General features: G+C 38.9%; 12 protein-coding genes and 2 pseudogenes. 6 read left to right on the top strand and 8 right to left on the bottom strand.

Annotation, left to right across the window (positions count from 1 at the left end):
- Positions 1–90 precede the first annotated feature (90 nt).
- Positions 91–3007 (top strand): annotated as a pseudogene (locus H4J41_RS13995) (TonB-dependent receptor plug domain-containing protein).
- Between the two features lie 146 nt (positions 3008–3153).
- Here the strand turns inward: H4J41_RS13995 and H4J41_RS14000 are convergent.
- Entirely contained in the window at positions 3154–3561 is a 408-nt protein-coding gene (locus H4J41_RS14000) for a DUF4826 family protein (protein ID WP_220460848.1), read from the bottom strand.
- A 202-nt stretch (positions 3562–3763) separates the two neighbouring features.
- Here H4J41_RS14000 and H4J41_RS14005 point away from each other — a divergent pair, with 202 nt between their 5' ends.
- Positions 3764–4807: an amino acid dehydrogenase gene (locus H4J41_RS14005; protein WP_310649808.1), complete on the top strand. Its 1044-nt coding sequence runs from the start codon at positions 3764–3766 to the stop codon at positions 4805–4807.
- Between the two features lie 200 nt (positions 4808–5007).
- Here H4J41_RS14005 and H4J41_RS14010 read toward each other — a convergent pair whose 3' ends face one another.
- Positions 5008–8082, bottom strand: coding sequence for an FAD-binding and (Fe-S)-binding domain-containing protein (locus H4J41_RS14010; protein WP_182136803.1), 3075 nt, complete (start codon positions 8080–8082; stop codon positions 5008–5010).
- A 215-nt stretch (positions 8083–8297) separates the two neighbouring features.
- The gene (ppsA, locus tag H4J41_RS14015) at positions 8298–10679 is read right to left on the bottom strand and encodes a phosphoenolpyruvate synthase (protein ID WP_182136804.1); all 2382 of its coding nucleotides are present in this window, start codon (positions 10677–10679) and stop codon (positions 8298–8300) included.
- A 250-nt stretch (positions 10680–10929) separates the two neighbouring features.
- Here ppsA and H4J41_RS14020 point away from each other — a divergent pair, with 250 nt between their 5' ends.
- Both H4J41_RS14020 and H4J41_RS14025 read left to right on the top strand, forming a co-directional pair.
- Positions 10930–11739, top strand: a complete 810-nt coding sequence (locus tag H4J41_RS14020; protein WP_182136805.1) for a pyruvate, water dikinase regulatory protein — start codon at positions 10930–10932, stop codon at positions 11737–11739.
- A 128-nt stretch (positions 11740–11867) separates the two neighbouring features.
- Positions 11868–12920 carry a 3-deoxy-7-phosphoheptulonate synthase gene (locus H4J41_RS14025; RefSeq protein WP_182136806.1) on the top strand — a complete coding sequence of 351 codons (1053 nt, stop codon included), beginning with the start codon at positions 11868–11870 and terminating at the stop codon, positions 12918–12920.
- 239 nt (positions 12921–13159) lie between these two features.
- Here H4J41_RS14025 and H4J41_RS14030 read toward each other — a convergent pair whose 3' ends face one another.
- Complete coding sequence (locus tag H4J41_RS14030) at positions 13160–14740, bottom strand: cytochrome-c peroxidase (protein WP_182136807.1); 1581 nt, start codon at positions 14738–14740, stop codon at positions 13160–13162.
- A 289-nt stretch (positions 14741–15029) separates the two neighbouring features.
- Positions 15030–15254: pseudogene (locus tag H4J41_RS14035) on the bottom strand (ATP-binding protein); the annotation flags it as partial.
- A gap of 49 nt (positions 15255–15303) precedes the next feature.
- Here H4J41_RS14035 and H4J41_RS14040 point away from each other — a divergent pair.
- Entirely contained in the window at positions 15304–15537 is a 234-nt protein-coding gene (locus tag H4J41_RS14040; RefSeq protein ID WP_182136808.1) for a hypothetical protein, read from the top strand.
- 267 nt (positions 15538–15804) lie between these two features.
- Here the strand turns inward: H4J41_RS14040 and H4J41_RS14045 are convergent, their stop codons facing one another.
- A complete protein-coding gene (locus tag H4J41_RS14045; protein WP_310649809.1) occupies positions 15805–16368 on the bottom strand; it encodes a sugar O-acetyltransferase in 564 nt (187 codons plus the stop codon).
- 466 nt (positions 16369–16834) lie between these two features.
- Between H4J41_RS14045 and H4J41_RS17840 the strand changes: the two genes are divergently transcribed.
- Positions 16835–17200, top strand: a complete 366-nt coding sequence (locus H4J41_RS17840) for a phage integrase N-terminal SAM-like domain-containing protein (RefSeq protein WP_404851965.1) — start codon at positions 16835–16837, stop codon at positions 17198–17200.
- 6 nt (positions 17201–17206) lie between these two features.
- Here the strand turns inward: H4J41_RS17840 and H4J41_RS14055 are convergent, their stop codons facing one another.
- The gene (locus H4J41_RS14055) at positions 17207–17680 is read right to left on the bottom strand and encodes a GNAT family N-acetyltransferase (protein WP_220460898.1); all 474 of its coding nucleotides are present in this window, start codon (positions 17678–17680) and stop codon (positions 17207–17209) included.
- A 620-nt stretch (positions 17681–18300) separates the two neighbouring features.
- Positions 18301–20568, bottom strand: a complete 2268-nt coding sequence (locus H4J41_RS14060; RefSeq protein WP_182136809.1) for a TonB-dependent receptor — start codon at positions 20566–20568, stop codon at positions 18301–18303.
- Positions 20569–20627: the final 59 nt, after the last annotated feature.

Here is a 20627-nt window from a genome sequence, read left to right on the forward strand (position 1 = left end):
GGGTTTGATGTGGCTAAAGATAAAGTTCGTCCTTTCACCGAGACAGTGGGCGAAAAATATTTCAATGCACTTAATAAACATTACAAATAAATTAGAGGACTTCCCCTGCCTAGCTGTTTATTCATATTGCACACTGGGCGAAAGCAATTGCGTCTGAATATAACCTGGGTTAGTTATCCCTTGTTAACAAATATCATCCTAGCGATGTTATTAACAACAAACTACACTAATGTTGAGGATTTTATTCGTTTTTATATTAATAAAAAACGCGCTGACAAAGCCCTAATTACATTTGACCAAGCAACATCAAGCAAATGCATTAAAAGGTTATTATCGGATTAACTTTGGCCTAAAAAATCACTAAGTGGCTCAGGTTTAACTGCTGTTGTTAATAACTCTGGTCATCTGAGCATTCAAGTTGATTCACATAAAAAGAGAGATAACAATGAAAAATAAAAACATGCACGCCGCGCTAATTCCCCTTTTACTCGGGGCAGCAAGTCAAACAGCGCTTGCACAAGAAACTACTCAAGTCCAAGAAAGTGAAATAGAGAAAATAGCGATTATTGGTAGCCGAGTCGCTGGCCGCTCTGCCGAAGAATTACCGGTACCGGTCGATATTTTATCTGCAGAAGCATTAGCCAATACTGGCCAAACAGAAGTGGGTCGTATGCTTCAAGCTATTGCACCATCATTTAACTTTTCTAGCTCTTCCATCAGTGATGGTAGCGATGCATTACGTCCAGCAACACTAAGAGGCCTAGGACCAGATCAAACCTTAGTATTGATTAATGGTCGTCGTCGTCACCAAGCCAGTTTGATTCATATCAATACCTCTGTTGGTCGCGGCACAGCAGGAACAGATATGAATGCTATCCCTGCGGCATCTATTAAGCGCATTGAAGTATTGCGAGATGGTGCAGCCGCTCAATATGGCTCTGACGCTATCGCGGGCGTTATTAATATTGTCCTTAACGATGCTAGTGAAGGCGGTAAAGTTGCAGTATCTTATGGTGAATACTCAGAAGGTGATGGTGAAACAACCAATGTAGACCTTACTAAGGGGTTTAACTTAGGAGACAATGGTTACTTAAATACTACCCTAAACTTTAGAGATCGTGGTCTTACTAACCGCGCAGGTTTACATGGTTCATGTCAATTCTCCGGATGCACCGACTTACCTAATGGTCATTTATTATTAGGTGACCCAAGAGAAGCGACAGCTAGCAGGTCCACTTTTAGAATTGGTGATGCAGACTCTAGCCAGTTTGGTTTAACCATTAATACCGGTTATGAATTAGGTAATGGTGAATTATACGGCTTCATTACTTACTCAAATCGCGATAATGAATCCGCCGCATTTTTTCGCCACAACAACAATACCGGCGGTAATGCCTTACTGCAAGATGGCGATGCGACCATTCCTAGCGGCTTTTTACCTAAAATCAATACGGAAATAAAAGATTTCTCTTATAATATGGGTTACCAAACAGGGTTTTCTGATGGCTCATCTTTAGATTTTTCTTATACCTATGGCCAGAACAATATTGATTATGTCACCAGTGATACCATTAACTCTTCTTATGCTAATTCATTACGCTATAGCTCAAGTTTAACGGCGGATGAAATTCGATCTTCTATTCCGCGCGAAGCTTCAGCATACGGGTTAGAGTTATCGCTGCAAACCTTAAACCTTGACTATACCCAAGACTATGAGTTTTTTTCATTAGCCATGGGGGCAGAAATTAGAACAGATCAATTTATAGTCACGGCGGGGGATGAATATTCCTATCGTGATTATGATACTGATGATAAAGGCAACAGCTTATACGCAGATGACCGTTCTGCGGGTACGCAAGGCTTTGGTGGCACAGCACCGATGCAAGCGGTAGATGAAACGCGTGATGTCATTTCTTTTTATGTCGATGTTGAAACTGAAGTAACAGAAGACTTAATTGTCAGTGCTGCAGCCCGTTATGATGATTACCAAGGTTTTGGTGACAGTACTAATTTTAAATTAGCCGCAAATTGGTCAATAACTGAGACTATCGCCATTCGTGGTGCGATGAGTACGGGTTTCCGAGCTCCGTCAATGCAGCAACTTTATACCGATAATATTAGTACCCAATTTCAAAACGATCCGAACAACCCCGGCGGCGATCAAATTGCCGTACAGGTGGGTACTTTTCGTAATGACTCAAACCTCGCCAAAGCGATCGGTATTCCTGAGTTAAAAGAAGAAGAAGCAACCAATTTTAGTTTAGGTACTGTGATTAATCTTAGTGATGAAATTAACCTAACCCTAGATTGGTATTCAATTAATATTGATGATCGAATTGTGCTGAGTAATTCATTAGGTCAAGGTTTATCTCCGGCTCTAGATGCGGCATTAATTGCCTCTGGCGCGGGTGCTGGACAGTTTTTCCTTAATGGTGCTGACACTGAAACCAAAGGTATTGATATCATTGCTACTTGGAATACTGAGCTCTTAGGTGGTGACTTTAACTTAACCGCAGCCGCTAACTTTACTGAGACTGATGTAGTCAGTATCTATACGCCACAAAACAGTGCGCTAGGAGGGGTAAACCCAAGTGATGTTTTTTCAGAACAAGCTATTTCTATTATTGAAGAGTGGCAACCACAAGATCGTATTAGCTTAAGTAGTTTATATACTATCGATAATGTCAGTATCAATTTGTCCTTTAACCGTTATGGTGAATACACAGTGACCGATGGCGGTAGTCAAACCTATGGCGCTGAAGTATTAACTGATTTACGCATCAACTATCAGGTCACTGATGACTTGTCATTTAATATTGGCAGTAATAATTTGTTTGATGTTTACCCAGATAAAAATACCATAGGTAACTCACGCTCAGGCACAATAGAAGATGCAAGTGGCAATATTGTGGTCAGTAGCCCAGGTGTATTTACTTATTCACGTCGCTCAGCACCTTTTGGATTTAATGGCGCATTTTATTATGCAGGCGCTGAATTTAAATTTTAAGCTTATCGACTAGAAGCTAAGCTTAGAAGATAACGCCAAGCGCAGAATAATCTGCGCTTTTTATTTCAGTTTTTTTATTGCAGTCTTTGAAAATCAAGCCATCTTCATCGTTGGCGCTTAAAGTAGCAAACCGTTGCAATGTCAGTCTATTGCTCAACCCATAACTCGTCTTTAGCATGAAGCTGATACAGACCTTCCGCTTTATTGATTAGCAGCTTGGCATACTCGACTTGTTCCTCAACGTCACTTTTTAAAAGACTATCAGCCTGTATTTGCCATTTAAAAGTAAAGTGGCGTAATACGTTACGAGCCGGCTCGTTTTGTTCCAACACTAAATGGTCAGTCGGTAAATCGCCACTGATCACCCACACCTTGGTTTTATCTAACAAGTTAATTTTCCATACCGCCATTAAAGGGATCAAATAACGACTTTCAGTGTCGGCAACACTCTCGGTTACTAAGCCTTTCTCTGCAAGGTATTTAGTTGCTTTTAAATACTGCTCTCGAATCCAAGCTTGTTGTTGTTCTTGAGTCATGGCTAATTTGTCTGTCATGTTTAGGGTCTTTTTATTAATAAGTTAATATGTTAATAACGGGAAGTTTGTATGGATTAATTCACAGCAAAGTTCAAATTTATTTATAGCTTCACTAGCGAAGCATTTATCTAAATGATATTGTGCGCAGCGAATTATTACAACCCTAGTTGAAGTAAAATTAATACTTGAACTATTTTTAAGATCAATGGAGATTTCGATAGTGGCCGTTTTTGATTTAGTAGATTTTGATAACCATGAACAAGTTGTTTATTGTAGTGACGAAGCATCTGGGCTAAAAGCCATTATAGCCGTTCATAGCACAGCCTTGGGGCCAGCAGCTGGCGGTTGTCGTTTTTGGGATTATGCCAGTGATGAAGCCGCACTTAAAGATGTATTACGTTTATCTAAAGGCATGACTTATAAAAATGCCATGGCCGGTTTAAAACTAGGCGGTGGCAAAGGCGTTATCATTGGTGACGCCAAAACACTGAAATCAACCGCCTTGTTTAAAGCCTATGGCCAAGCGGTTAATAATTTAAATGGCCGTTACTATACCGCTGAAGACATTAATATCACTACCGCCGACATGGCGATTGTTAACCAAAGTACCGATTTTGTTTCTGGTCTTGAAGGTAAAAGTGGTAATCCCGCGCCATTTACCGCATTAGGTACATTTTTAGGTATCAAAGCAGCGGTTAAATTTAAGTTAGGTAAAGATGATTTAACCGGTATTAAAGTTGCAGTGCAAGGCTTAGGAAGTGTAGGTTATTCACTTTGTGAGAAATTGCATGCCGCTGGCGCTGAGTTAATTGTTACTGATATTAATCAGCTTGCGCTCGATAAAGCCGTTGCAGAGCTAGATGCTACTGTTGTTGGTTTAGACGAGATTTATAGCCAAGATGTTGATGTATACTCGCCATGTGCATTAGGTGCCTCAATTAACGATGATAGTATAGCGCAATTAAAAGCCACAATAGTGGCCGGTTGTGCTAATAATCAATTAGCCGAGTCTCGCCATGATCAAATGCTGACAGAAAAAGGGATTTTGTATGCCCCTGATTATGTTATCAATGCCGGTGGTATTATTAATGTTGCTTTAGAAATTTATCCAGAACCCTATTGTGCTGACAGTGCAACAAAGTTAGTGGAAAATATTTACAACACCTTGATGACTGTTTTTGAAACTGCGGAGGCTAATAAGATGCCAACGGGTTTAATTGCTGATGAAATGGCACGTAATATTATAGCTAACGGGACGAACTAGCTTTAACACCAATAAGCTATTCGCTTTCAGTATTGAGCTATCAGCATACAATTAGTCTATAAAATAAAAACACCGAGAGGTGCTTTTATTTTATAGACAGTAAGTTATGCCATGATCACATGAATAGAAAGCATGGCGATATTTCAGTTGATTTTATCAACACTTAGCCAATCTGGTTAAGTGTTGATGCTAACAATAGGCTATAAAACGTTTAATAAAGCCTGCACTGGATGCAAGGTTACCTTGTTATCTAAGCGCTTTATTTGACTACGACATGAATAGCCAGTAACCAATATTTGCTCAGTCGCCAAATCGGCTACTTTATTATGCCAACTCATTTGATACAGTGCTTTCGAGTTATCTAAATTAACTTTTTCATGACCATAGGTCCCAGCCATACCACAACAGCCCACTGACACACTGGATAACGACAAACCAAAGTGTTGGAATATATGCTGCCACTGCCCTTCACTACCCGCTAATGCGGTTTTTTCCGTGCAATGAGCAAAGAGCTTATAGTCTACAGAATTTTCGCTCTTAAACGCTTGTTCAATCACCCTGCTACTTTGTGATGCAATAATCGCTATTAGCCATTCATGTGCTAATTTAACCTCAAAATCGCCACGTTTATTACCTAATACCTGATTATATTCGTCCCTAAAACATAAGGCTAGTGAGGCGTCTAAACCCACCATAGGTATGTCGAGTTGATGAATTTGATTTAAAAATTCTGCCGTTGATTTAGCCGTTTTGGCAAACTTAGCTAAAAAACCTTTTACGTGTTGTGGCTTACCATTGGGCTTAAAGGGTAATAATATAGGTTCAAAACCAAGCTTTTTCACCAACAACATAAAGTCTTCAACCACTTTTGCATCATAAAACGAGGTAAATGGGTCTTGAACAATTAACAATGACTTCGCACGTTTATCCGCAGACAAGCTTTTAAGTGCTGATAAATCAAAGGCAGTAAATTTATGCTTAGTGACTCTTTGCGCTAATGTCGGTGTCGACAATAAAGGCGTGTCAACATAGCCGATAGTCACTTGCGAGAATTTATCGTAAATATTAGACGCCAAAACACTATTGACTATTTTTGGAGCTTTAGCCATGACTGGCGTCATTAATTCTACATTCGCCACTAAGTGATCTTTTAACGGTCTAAAATATCGCGAGTGATAAAGGTTAATAAATCTAGCCCTAAAATCAGGTACATCAACTTTAATAGGACACTGACTCGCGCAAGCTTTACATGCTAAACACCCTTGCATGGCTTCCATCACTTCATGGGAAAAATCATCGTTTTCAACAGTTTTAAACTGGCTATTGAAACGATTTCTCACCTTGTCTAATAATCTTTTTACTGACCAATGTTGTATGTTTTGCTCCAACGCCAGCACATCAACACCTTTAGATTCGACTAAGCGCAACCACTCACGCATTAAGCCAGCTCTGCCTTTGGGCGAATGCCTGCGATCTCGTGTTACCTTGCTTGAAGGACACATAGGGCTGTCTACATCATAGTTAAAGCACAAGCCATTACCATTACAGTCAAGCGCAGAACTGAAGGAGTCTTTTACCGTCACAGGTATTTGTCGGTCATAAAAACCACGTTTTTTGTCATCAACAGAAACTAGCTTGTCAGTGGAATGATAAGGCGTACAAATTTTACCCGGATTCATTTTATTTAACGGATCAAAAGCGGCTTTGATCTTTCTTAATTCGGTAAATAAAGTCTCACCAAAAAATTCAGGGCCATATTCACTGCGATAACCTTTACCATGCTCGCCCCACATTAAACCACCATATTTAGCGGTTAATGCCACCACCTGATCTGAAATTTCTCTCAGTAAAAGCTCTTGCTCTGGATCGCACATATCCAATGCAGGTCGAACATGTAAAACACCGGCATCAACATGACCAAACATACCATAATGCAAACCATGGCTATCGAGTAACTGTCTAAACTCAACTATATAGTCAGCTAAATTTTCTGGCGGTACGGCGGTGTCTTCAGCAAATGCTAACGGCTTTTGACTCCCTTTGGTATTACCTAATAAACCAACCGCTTTTTTACGCATGCCATATAACTTGCCAATACTGGCTAGATCTGAGGTAACTTGATAACCAATAACACCGGTTTTGTTGGCGATATCTTTATCAAGCTCCACGCATAAGGCGCTAACTTGCTCGGCAAGACCTTCAACACTCTCGCCGTTATATTCAACCATGTTGATGCCGTCCATTACGGCGCCATCAACATCTTGCAACATATCACTAACCAGTTGCCAAACAATATCTTGTTTAGCTAAGTTCAATACTTTACTGTCAATGGTTTCAACTGACGTCGCTTTAGCTTGCACTAGTCTCGGTGAATGACGCAACGCCGAGTCAAAACTGTCATATTTAATGTTAATCAGCGTTTTAGCTTTAGCTATCGGTGTTAGATTGAGTTTGGCTTCACAAACAAAGGCTAACGAGCCTTCAGAGCCAGTAATAATTCGGCTTAAATCTACTATCGATAAGTCATCATTAAAAACATGTTCTAGATCATAGCCGGTGAGGAATCGATTCAAACGAGGAAATTTTTCTAAAATTAATGCGCGATTATCCCCACAAGACTTCAGTACTTGTTGCATCAGTTTTGCTTCAGTACTGTCTTGCTGAGCTAGTGCCTGTGCTTGAGCAATGGTTTGGGGTTTTGTATTTAAAAATTCGCCATTCACTAATACGCTTTCAAGTGCTAAAACGTGGTTAGAGGTTTTACCATAAACTAACGAGCCTTGACCTGACGCATCTGTGTTAATCATGCCACCAATAGTGGCTCGACTGCTAGTAGATAAATCAGGAGAAAAGAAAAAACCATAAGGCTTAAGATAATCATTTAATTGGTCTTTAATCACCCCAGCTTCGACTCGAACCCAATTCTCTTCAACATTTATCTCTAAAATACTATTCATATATTTTGATAAATCAAGCACGATACCCGGCGTTAAACTTTGGCCATTAGTACCCGTACCGCCGCCGCGAGCACTAAACTTTATCGCGTCAAATTGCGCTTCGCTGCCCAGTAGCGTCACCACTTGAATGTCTTGCTTACAGCGTGGGTGCAGCACTAATTGTGGCAGTTGTTGATAAATACTATTGTCGGTGGCGTGCGCTAAACGTGCGCTATATTGAAAGTTTATATCACCGGTAAAATGTTTAGTCGCCAAGATTTTGGCAAACTCTTGATATAAAGGAGAAACTAACTCTTGAGGACTTAAGCGAGGTAACATAGGTGAAAAGTCTATTAACAATATTATGTGGCTAATATTATATCACGGCATATTGTCAATTTGATCAGTTAACAAAAAAAGCCTAAGAACTTTTTTATCATCGTCATGATAAAAAGCACCTAGGCTTGATTTAATGTAAAAGTAATGTAAACCCGCGCTACTTGAAGTCAACCTCAAGTCAACCTCAAGTAGCAGGTTTGTACCCGTATAAAAGGCTATTTATTTTTATTATGCTGTTCTGCTAAATATAACCAGGTGGGTAAAACAGTGTCAGGGTTCAGCGATAAACTTTCAATGCCCTTTTCAACTAACCATGCAGCAAAGTCAGGATGATCTGACGGACCTTGACCACAAATACCGACATATTTCCCACGTGCCTTACAGGCGTTAATCGCCATTTCTAACAAAATTTTAATCGCAGGATCTCGTTCATCAAACAAATGAGCCACTAAACCAGAGTCACGGTCTAAACCTAAAGTTAATTGCGTTAAATCATTAGAGCCGATAGAGAAACCATCAAAGTAGTCTAAAAATTGATCGGCTAATAAAGCATTCGATGGTAATTCACACATCATAATAATACGCAGTCCATTTTCACCACGTTTTAAACCATGCTCTGCTAGAATATCAATAACTGCAGCGGCTTCGCCAAGGGTGCGAATAAATGGGATCATAATCTCAACATGGGTCATGTCCATGTCGTTACGTACGCGTTTAATCGCCTCACATTCAAGCGCAAAACAATCTCTGAAATCTTTCGATATATAGCGTGAAGCACCACGGTAACCTATCATAGGATTTTCTTCTTCTGGCTCAAAACCTTCGCCACCGACTAAGTTTGCATATTCGTTTGATTTAAAATCAGACATACGCACAATCACTTTTTCTGGCGCATAGGCTGCAGCTAAAGTAGAAATACCTTCAGTTAGCTTAGCAATGTAAAATTCAACGGGGTTGTCATAACCGGCAATAATCTCGCGAATTTCTTCTTGAAGTTCTGCTGGTTGTTCGTCAAAGTTCAAGAGTGCTTTGGGATGAACACCAATCATTTTGTTAATGATAAATTCTAAACGCGCCAAACCAATACCGGCATGTGGCAAACGAGCAAAGGCAAAAGCACGATCCGGGTTACCCACATTCATCATTATTTTCAATGGTAACTCTGGCATTGAATCCACTTCTGAAGTGGTAACGGTAAAGTCCAATTGACCTTGATAAATAAAGCCTGTATCACCTTCAGCACAAGAAACGGTTACTTCGTCACCTGTAGATATTTTACGGGTCGCATCACCGCAACCAACCACCGCTGGAATACCCATTTCACGGGCAATAATTGCGGCATGACAAGTTCTCCCGCCACGGTTAGTCACAATAGCAGAAGCACGTTTCATGATAGGCTCCCAATCTGGATCCGTCATATCGGTAACTAACACATCACCCGGTAAAATTTTATCCATTTCAGCCAGTGAAGATAAAACTTTAGCTTTACCACTGCCTATTTTATGACCAATTGAGCGACCTTCACAAATAATGTTGGCGCTAGATTGTAATTGAAATTGCTCCATCACATTAGCATTTTCACGGCTTTTAACTGTCTCTGGTCGCGCTTGTACAATGTACAACTTACCGTCTAAACCGTCTTTAGCCCATTCAATATCCATAGCACGGCCATAATGTTTTTCAATCACTACCGCTTGCTTCGCTAATTCTTCAACTTCTTGGTCTGTAAGAGAGAAAGTATCTGATTGCGCTTGATCAATATCAACAATTTCAACTTGTTTACCGTGTTCTGGATTATCAGCGTAAATCATTTTAATGGCTTTACTACCAATATTGCGCCGTACAACCGCAGGCTTACCTTTGGCTAATGTTGGTTTATGAACATAAAATTCATCAGGGTTAACCGCGCCCTGCACCACCATTTCGCCTAAACCGTAGCTTGACGTAATAAATACTACATCTTCAAAGCCTGATTCAGTATCAATAGAGAACATGACACCACTAGAAGAAATATCACTGCGCACCATACGTTGAATGCCAGCAGAAAGCGCAACACCACGATGGTCATAACCTTGGTGTACACGATAAGAAATAGCACGGTCATTAAAGAGAGAAGCAAATACGTGTTTAATCGCGATCATTACCGCGTCTAAACCGCGAACATTGAGGAAAGTTTCTTGTTGGCCGGCAAAAGAAGCGTCGGGCATATCTTCAGCGGTTGCTGATGAACGTACAGCAAATGAAGCGTCATCGGCAAAGCCACCGGCAAGTTTTGCATAAGCTTTTTCAATGTCTTGCTGCATATCAGGTAAAAATGGCGTCTCAATAACCCATTGACGAATTTTACCACCACACTCAGCTAAGGCATTAATATCACCAACATCTAAATCATCTAACAGCTGATAAATTTTGTCGTTCAGGCCGCTTTGTTCTAGAAATTCATTAAAAGCAAATGAGGTCGTTGCAAAACCACCCGGCACTTGCACACCAACATTTGAAAGATTAGAAATCATTTCACCCAATGATGCATTTTTACCGCCTACGCGATCTACATCATTCATGCCTAAATTTTCATACCAAAGCACATATTCTTGCACGACAACATCTCCAACAAATTAATAAAATTTAAGAAAGCAATTTTAAAATAGTCTAGTAACCCGTAGACAAAAAATAGCCTAAAAATAGCTTTCTTAACGCTTTTATCAAAGTATGTTTCATTAAATGGTTTATTTCACGCTGCAGACATTTTACACTGCTAACCTTGAAACTAAAGCACTATTTGCAAGTTTTCACTCGGGACGATGGCATTATCCCCTATTCATCACAGCATAATATATAGGATTAACTATGCGAGCAGCTTTTTATATTTCTGACGGTACAGCGATCACATCTGAAGTTTTTGGTCATGCATTATTGTCACTTTTTCCAATGGAATTTGAACACGACACCATTCCTTTTGTAGAAACTAAAGAAAAAGCACTTGAGGCTTGCAAGCGGATAAATAAAGCGGCAAAGCGAACTGGCATACCGCCATTGGTTTTTCATACCTTCGTTAATCCAGATATTAGAGAGATTATCGACGGCTGCGACGGCATTATTTATAATTTTCTCGAACACTTTATTGCGCCACTTGAACAACAGCTTGGTCTCAAGGCTAAACCCAAAGCCCACAGAACACATAGTATTCATGAAAATAGTTATGACTATCGCATCGAGGCGGTTAACTATTCTATGGCAAATGATGACGGTTCAAATGTCACTAACTATGAGCATGCTGACGTAATACTGGTGGGTGTTTCCCGCTCAGGTAAAACACCAACAGCGCTTTACTTAGCTCTGCAATACGGTATCAAAGCAGCAAACTATCCATTTACTGACGATGATATGGACGAACTTAAAATACCCGCTTTTTTAAAAATGCATAAAAAGAAACTCTTTGGTTTAACCATAGATGCAGAACGTTTAGTCGATATTCGCGATGGTAGAATGGCCAATACTAAATACTCTTCAGCACGGCAATGTCGCATGGAAGTAAGAGAAGTTGAAAAACTATATAAACAAGAAAAAATTCCGTTCCTAAATACCACTAAGCTTTCTATTGAAGAAATAACCGCAAAAATATTGTCGGAAACAGGTCTTCAGCGCTATAAATATTAGCTTAAGAGCATTTAGTTATATAATAATCTTAGAAAGCGGTTCACTTAACCAACTATTTTCGTTATGTTAGCGCGATATTATTATTGCGCTGCATAGCTATATGCAGGCTAACAAGTATTTGATAGCCCATGACCATAAAAACTGATGAATTTAGAACCACATTAATTGACAATTTAGTTTCTCCTGCTGAACTTGCTCAACAGATCCCACTTGACGATGAAACCGCAAATTTTATTATCAATAGCCGCAAGGATATTGAAGCCATTATCAAAGGTGATGATAAACGTTTACTGGTCATTATTGGCCCTTGTTCTATTCATGATACTGATGCGGCAATAGACTACGCTAAAAAATTAAAAGTCTTGCAAGAAAAATATGCTGATGAATTATTGATTGTTATGCGGGTGTATTTTGAAAAGCCACGCACAACAGTAGGTTGGAAAGGTTTAATCAGCGATCCCGATTTAGATAAATCATTCCAGGTCGCCAAAGGACTAAACCTAGCACGTAATTTACTACTGCAAATTAATAAATTAGGCTTAGCGGCCGGCACTGAATTTTTAGATATGGTTACCGGCCAATATATTTCCGATTTGATCAGCTGGGGCGCTATTGGCGCACGTACCACAGAGAGCCAAGTACATAGAGAATTAGCCTCTGCGCTTTCTTGCCCCGTTGGCTTTAAAAACGGCACCGATGGCAATATTCAAATTGCAGTTGACGCCATTAAAGCGGCCAGTGTTCCGCATGTACTTTATTCACCGAATAAAAGTGGTCAAATGTGTATTTATCAGACCCATGGCAACCCTTTTGCTCACGTTATTTTACGCGGCGGTAAAACACCTAACTATCAAGAAGAGTATATCAAGGCCACATGCGAAACATTGACTAAATCAGCATTAGCAGAAAAAGTGATGATCGATTGTAGTCATGGCAATAGCTATAAAGATCATAATAAACAAATGGATGTAGCACAGTCACTGGCTGAGCAAATACAAGCTGGCAATCAGTCAATATTTGGCGTGATGATTGAAAGCTTTTTAGTTGAAGGTAATCAAAAAGTTGTTGCCGAACAACCGCTTGTTTATGGACAAAGTATTACCGATAAGTGTATTAATCTAGATACCAGTGAAGAAATTCTCAGTGTTTTAGCAAATGCGATTAAAACAAGAATGTTATAGTGAGTATTTCACAAAATCTGTTACAGGGTCAGTTAAGTCTCTGACTTTGGCTGCTTGCTTATTCATAGTCTGCCTATCCTAAACCTTAGTTGGGTATTAATGATAGGCAGTTACGCAGATTTTTTTACAGAGTTCTTTCTAAGTGATTCAAGCCTTATATTTAAGTAAATACTACTTAAATATAAGGTAATTACATCGACAGCATGTTGTTTATTAATAACTCGCCACACTTTATGCGCTTATAAATAATTACCCTGTGCATCAAGTGCATTGATCCGCAATGTATCAGGATTTGAGTCAGTCGCATCAGGTATCCACTTACTCAAGCATTCTCTGTCTTCAACACAAGGATCTGTTAGTACTTCCAGAAAAGCCAACAATGCTTCGACCTCAACATCGGTTAAACTAATATCCTCAATACTGGTGATACCATTTTCTCTGTTGGTCACCAGCTTATCAATCGCAAATTGAGTATTAACCACCATATCAACCGCTTGAATATTCGGAGCTAATTGAGAGAAGTCATAGTTGTTCAATTCTTGTTGTGGATTTAAATGCGTGCGTATCGCTTGTTCAAGTGTTGCTGATCCTCCTGCATGTCCCCAAGGGCCTGTCGCAGTAACATTAAGTAGCGAAGGCGTTCTAAATGCATATTTGTCTTTTTCATCTCGCGTTTCACGGAATCGACCAAAGTCTTCCGTGCCAAAATCACCATCACCTTTACCTCGTCCTATCTGGGCCATACCGATGACATGAAAACTCTCATCTGTGAAAAAATCGCCTGAATGACAAGAACTACAGCTTGCACCACCATCTTGACGAGTATTAAAGAATAGCAATGCGCCACGTTTAGCGGTATCACTAATGGCAGAATCATCACCTTGCACATATTCTTTCCAGGGTGTTTCAACAAAAACCTGCGAACTTTCATACTCACCAATGGCATCAGTAATGTTATCAAACGTAATTAATTCTTCTGCTGTTCCGTCAGGAGTCGAAAAGGCTTTTTTAAATTCCGCTAACCAGTAATTAACAATTAACTTTCCACCTAAAGGATTACCATAATCTCCTAAACGTTGTTCTAAATTTTGTCTCACTTCAGTATTATTTGTCCCATCAAAAGTGGTGAAATTTTTCATTTCTTCTTTTGATGTCACCGGAAACCTAGCTTGAGCCACCACTAAATTTACACCCGCATTACTATCAACTTCACCAAAAGAAACATCTGGTGTGCGAATTCCTAAACCATCATTACCGCCCAATTTAGGCGTTTTTCCTAAGCTTTCAACTCGACCATCATGAAATAAAAAATTATCCCATAAAGCGATATTAAAGGTTGTTGGTGCGTTTCTAGGCACCGTGGGGCCGCCATCAAAATGTTCACCATTTGTACTATGAAATCGACCAGGACCTAACAAATCATCAACTTCAGCATCAACACCGATCGGTAAAACAAGATCATCACCACCGCCTAGCATAGGATGATGACAGGTAACACAGGCAGAATCGAGATCACCACCTAAACTTTTAGTAAAAAAGAGTTTCATACCTAACTGAGCTTTAGGTTCCTCGATATCAGGTAATGTTCTTCCTGTACTAGGGTCTCCTGTCAAGTTTTGTGTAACAATGATTGCTCTAATATCCGCATCTAGGGTCGATACAACTGGAACAGGAGGAGGAGGGATTAAAACCTTCTCAGGCTCTTTATCATTACAACCAGCTACAAGTATTGATAGCACAAGAAACAAGGAGTTGTTTTTTAGGCGTGTGTTTTTTGAAAAAAGATTTATTATTAAACGAAATTTATGTCTATGATTCATATTGAGTTCTCGACTTCTATTAAATATTATTATTATTTATTTAATTTAAATTGTAATTAACTAAAAATTAGTTAGTTACAAACCTATCGACGATTTTATAAACTACCACGAACATCAGGCGGTAAAATAGCCTGATGTTCGTGGGTATTGCTTTGCACATTAAAGTGACCCACCATTTGCATGGAAAAGTGATTCACCCTGGCAGTCATATTATTACCTTTTATTTCATTTTACTTCTAGTTGTTTCTAGTTATGTCTCATTGTTTTTTTGAACTGATTCTTTAAATGATTAACTATCATTAGCTGTTTCGATTATATGACAGTGTTGAGTTAGCCTATCGAGTAGTGCCCTTGTTCTTTTTACATCGCTAAACACTTTCAACCATTACGTAAAATTCAAGTTAGGTGTGGTGATAATGCTTGATTTTTCATAGAAAAAGCTCAGTAAATCGAACAATAATGCACCTTCTGCCTGACTAAAGGGTAGATAACCAAGTTCATCCAACACGATTACTCAGCATTAAAAGTGCGGCTTATAGGCATTGAATAGTTAGATAAAAGAGATGTACAAAAAACAAAAAGACAGGGCTATTTTTGATAATATGCCAGGAACCGGCCCAAAAATTGCTCCACGTTTATTAGTGGCTTCTGGTCATAATCGAGAGCGTTATAATGATGTTTCTGAGCTTCAAAAGTATACGGTTATTGCTTTTGTTATTGTTATTGAACGCAATGGCAGAGAAACGGACACATTGGCGATATACTTGCCTTACTTTTTTAAGACAAATCTTAGTTGAATGGGCCGGTGTTTCGATACGACATTCATTCTTGGCAAAGGCTTATTATGAGCAAAAAAAACTAAGGGTAAGCTGCATAATAGTATCATAAGGTCGTTGTATTTAAGTGGAGAAGGATAATCATTCGGTGCTGAAAAACCAACACGCTGTATGATGAATCAACATACTTGGCAGCACTAAAACGAAGAGGCTCACCGCCATTAACATTTGCAATAAATAATAGTTGATTTGTTACTAGCGGTCCACCTCAGGGGTGTTATGAGTAAATTACACCGTAATTTTGATCTGTTTAATTACCTTCGCAGGATTACCACCGATGACAATATTGCTACCAAAGCTCTTTGTAACTACAGCCCCTGAAGCAACAACTACGTTATCGCCTAAAGTCACTCCAGGATTAATTGTCGCTTGCCCCCCAATCCAGCAGTTATCTCCAATAGTAATTGGTTTGGCAAGCTCTAATCCGCTAATTCTCTCAATTGGGTCTAAGGGGTGGGTTGCAGTATAAATACCTACTTGTGGCGCAATCATACAATTGTCACCAATTCGAACTTCTGCTACATCCAAAATAACGCACGCAAAGTTAACGTGAAAATTTTCTCCAACGTGAATGTTAGAGCCGTAATCACAGTTAAATATTGACTCAATATGTATATTTTTACCTGTACTGCCGAATAGAGACTTTAATAATTTAGTTCTTACCTGTAAATCTGCTATGGAGGTTTGATTTAATTTTTCTGTCGTTAGGCGAGCATTTAATCTCATTTCAACAAGTTCTTTATTGCTAGGGTCATACAATTCCCCTGCTAGCATTTTTAATTTCTCTGACACTTGATCAATCTCCTTGAGTTGCATAACAGCTTATTAGTGGGCATTTCAGTTTAAAACAAAATACTCAAACAATTTTTTCCATGTGTAAGTTACTTTTTATCAATTATTTTAATACGTTACCAGTAATTATTTACCTTCTCAAACCAAAGCTCATTTGGAGAAAGTGAGCATTGGTATATGTGCGAGCTTACACAACTCGCTATGTAATATTTCTAATTGATTTATTTTTTGTAAAATAATCAATTAAGGGATCATTCTTTAATATTCGTGCCGCTTAAAAAATTACATAACGTGCCATCACCTTACGTTTTCATATAAAAATAATGGTAACTGTGTTGGATATACCGCTACCATTTTAGGTTAAATAAAATGGGAACCTTTTTTAGAACGAGTTCGAACTGAACTTCTAACCAGACGGTATAGCTTAAGAGCTGAGAAAGTTTATTTACATTGAATTAAGACTTTTATTCTTTTCAATGATAAAAAGCATTCAGAAGATATGGGGAATAATGAAATTAAAAGGTATCTGAGTAACCTTGCTGTAAATCGACAAGTCAGTGCCGCAACTCAGAACCAAGTATTATGTGCCAATATATTTTTGTATAGATATATCGTCAATCGAGATATTACTGACTTACGTTATTCTTTTACAAAGCTTGAGAAAGCCATGCCAACGTTACTAACACATGAAGAAGCAACAGCTATTATTAGCAAATCAACTTCAACACAAAAGCTAGTCGCATCTATATTATACGGGTGTGGCTTTGCTAAGAGGCAAATGATAGTTGGCTATAATGCGCGAAGAAAAGTCGACTATCATTTGTTCGTTTGAGCAAATTTATATACTTACATTTCGCGCAATCATTAAAACTTCATCATCAGAATAAAGGTTTTTAATTGTGGCCTCAATTTCAACGCCTAAAGTACTTTTATATAATTGCTGAGCGAAATTATCTGCACGTGTTGTTACTAAAATATGCTTGAGTGTTGAACCATTCAATAACAATTGCTTTTTAAGTAAAGTGAGTGATTTCATTATTAATTGACGACCATGCCCCTGACCTTGGGAAACAGGTAATATAGCTAATTGTTCAAGTTCAATAACCGCTTCAGGACGAAAACCACTTTTTTGTCCCCATGTTATATAACCAACAATTTTGCCATCCTTTTCCCCGACAAAACTTAAAACTCTAGGAAAAGCATTAAAGCTACATTGCATCCATTCAAATGAATGTTGTTGCCTGACGAAAGCTAGTTTATGAACATTAGCAACGCTTTCTAAATCATTTTTCCCCATGAATCTAATTTTCATACAAAGAGCCTAATTTGAATAAATATAGACACAATGACTTCCCACGAGGTGCTAGCCTCCAAACGTGGGTTAGTTATACAAACCAGAGCCATAATATATGTGTCAACAATATAAAACAGAGGCTAGCATGATTAAACATAGCATACTTTTTATCGGCTTAGACCCTCACAAGTCATTTACTCAGGAACAATCAGGAATGGTAGGTCTATGCCTACTGCAGGCTCAAACTTGCCGTTACTTACTCAAAAGCTTATGTCTCTTTCGAGGCAAAAGTAATCAACAGAAGATAATCTCATTGATTGGTAATATAGCATTACGGATGACGAGTAGACTTTGCATTCACTCTACTTGAAAAACCACCCATAAATGAGCATACCGAGAATATTCTCATTCACGACGAGATTAACCAACATTTTTCAACACGTTAATATGAAGTGCTATTTAGAGTAATTAATATACTTAATTAAAGGCTCTACTCAATTTTATATCTTACTGAGTAAATTAGAATTCGAAAAAATCAGACTTACTGTAAATCCTGTGCATAAAAAAGCCAGTAATCAAAATGATCACTGGCTTTTTTTATGCTGATTTTTTAAACTATTTTAAAGCTACCTTGCTTATTAATAGAAGTTAGCCTTAAATTCAACACCCCAAAAGCGAGGTTCATTAACAAAACCTGTTAAGTTGTTGAAATCGATAGCACCTGTAAGTTTCTCTTCATCAGTAATATTACGACCAAAAACAGCTACTTCGTATTCTGCGCCATCTGAGTACCATTCGTAACCAACACGAACACCACCTTCTAATAATGCATCACCGGTAAACTCTGTTGACTCGTATAAGAAGAAGTTAACTTCGCTACGGTAAGACCAATCAGTGTAAACATAAAGTTGACCTTCACCCATCTCTTTCGTCCAACGGGCCGCTAAGTTTGAAATCCACTCAGGCGATTGTGGTAATGAGTTACCATCAATCAAGGCTAAACCGTCACTATTTAATGGTGAAGTTACCGTACAACCACCGCCACAACCAGGTACAGCAACATTGCTATCTTGCAATTCTGTGTGGTTATAACTTAGGCTAGCTGTTAACGCTAGGTTGGGGGTAATAAAGTATTCTGAGTCAAGTTCAAAACCATAACCTACTGATTTATCTGCATTGAGTAAACTTGCTACGTTACCCGTACCACCAACAGCAGTTAGCTGCTGGTCGTTAACAACGTAGTAATATACTGAGCCATCAACGCGAGCGGTGTTTTCTAAAAATACTGATTTGAAACCTGTTTCTACAGAATCTACTGTTTCAGAATTTGCTGTCGTTGAATTTGCCGAGAATAATAAGCTACGACCTTGAATGCTTGGCGCACGGTAACCGCGAGCTAAACGTGCATAGACGTTAGTTTCATCATTTAGTGTGTAAGTAGCACTTAAGTCACCACTGACTTGTGAGTCTTGCACATTATTACTTTCAGAAAAACTTGGCGCACCAAATGGTGACTGAACTAGTTGACCATCCCAGTCACGTTTATCATCTGAATAGCGTAAACCACCGTTGATGTTTAACTGATCAGAAACTTCATAATCAAGTGATGCAAAAACTGCCCACGCTGAAGTTTTCATTTGTTGTGTCGCAATACCATCTTGAACACCGCCGCCTAAGGTATTAAAACTTAAATTATTAATCGTTAAGTCTTCATCAAATAAGAAATAACCGAATTGATAATCTAACTTACCTAAATCGTTACTCGCAATACGTATTTCTTGGGTCAGTTGCTTATGATCTGGCATTTTAGCGCCAGTTTCAGAAGGGAAAGGAATAAAACCAGGTCCCATATAATTATCTAAGAATGCAGCACCGTAACCACCATCAATATCGCCTACTGAAAACATTTCAGCTGACTCATAACCGGTGACAGATGTTAAGGTATGACTACCCATATTGTATTCAATTTTTAAGCTAGCGCCTTTCATATCAACCGTTTGGTTGTTACGAACAGCCGCATCTTGAAATACAGTTTCGCGGTCAAAATCATCAATTAAGTCATTAGTGCCAGGTTTAATGATATTGGCTCTGAAAACGCGTGAATCGGCTTGAGCATCACGATAATGATAGTTAAACAACGCAGAAAAGTCGTCATTTGGTTCCCATAATAGTTGCAAACGACCTGCAGTTTCAGCGTAACCGCCTAATTGATCTTCTTGCTCAAAACCGGGTGCTTTGTTGTCAATCCAATCATCACGGTCTTGTTGTAGTAATGCGATGCGTGCTGACAAAGTATCGGTTAAGCCACCACCAACAGCAACACGAAAATCAGTGCTACCAAAACTACCATATGAGCCAGAAATATTGGCATCAAAGTCTTGTGTTGGTTTTTTCGATTCTACTTTCACAATACCTGCTGGGGTATTACGACCAAATAATGTACCTTGAGGACCACGTAAAACTTCTACGCGTTCAATGTCGAACATTGGCATACCTTTAGTTAAGGCATTTTCTAATACAACGTCATCATAAATCAATGAAACGGGTTGTGATGCTAGCAAATCAAAATCTGTATTACCTAAGCCACGAATGTAAAAACGTGGGAACGTACGTCCAAAAGAAGACTCGATTAATAAGCTCGGCACTTTTGCAGACAGTGCTCTAACATCCATCCCTGAAGAACCTAATACTTCAAGTTTTTTAGCGGTAAGTGCTGATACTGAAATCGGCACATCTTTTATGTTTTCAGTACGCTTACGCGCGGTTACTTCAATAACTTCAACGCCGACAGCATCACTTTTATTAGCATTTTCTTGCGCTACAGCAGCGGTAGATGCGCCTGCACCACACGCAAAAATAGCCGCATTGACGCAAAGCGCGAGCGACGTTTTATTAAAAACATTCATTAAGTACTCTCCCAAGAACTGTTTATGTTTTGTGTAAAGATTTTATTAACCTGACATTC

The sequence above is a fragment of the Colwellia sp. MB3u-45 genome, from assembly GCF_014077005.1.
Classification (GTDB): Bacteria; Pseudomonadota; Gammaproteobacteria; order Enterobacterales; family Alteromonadaceae; genus Cognaticolwellia.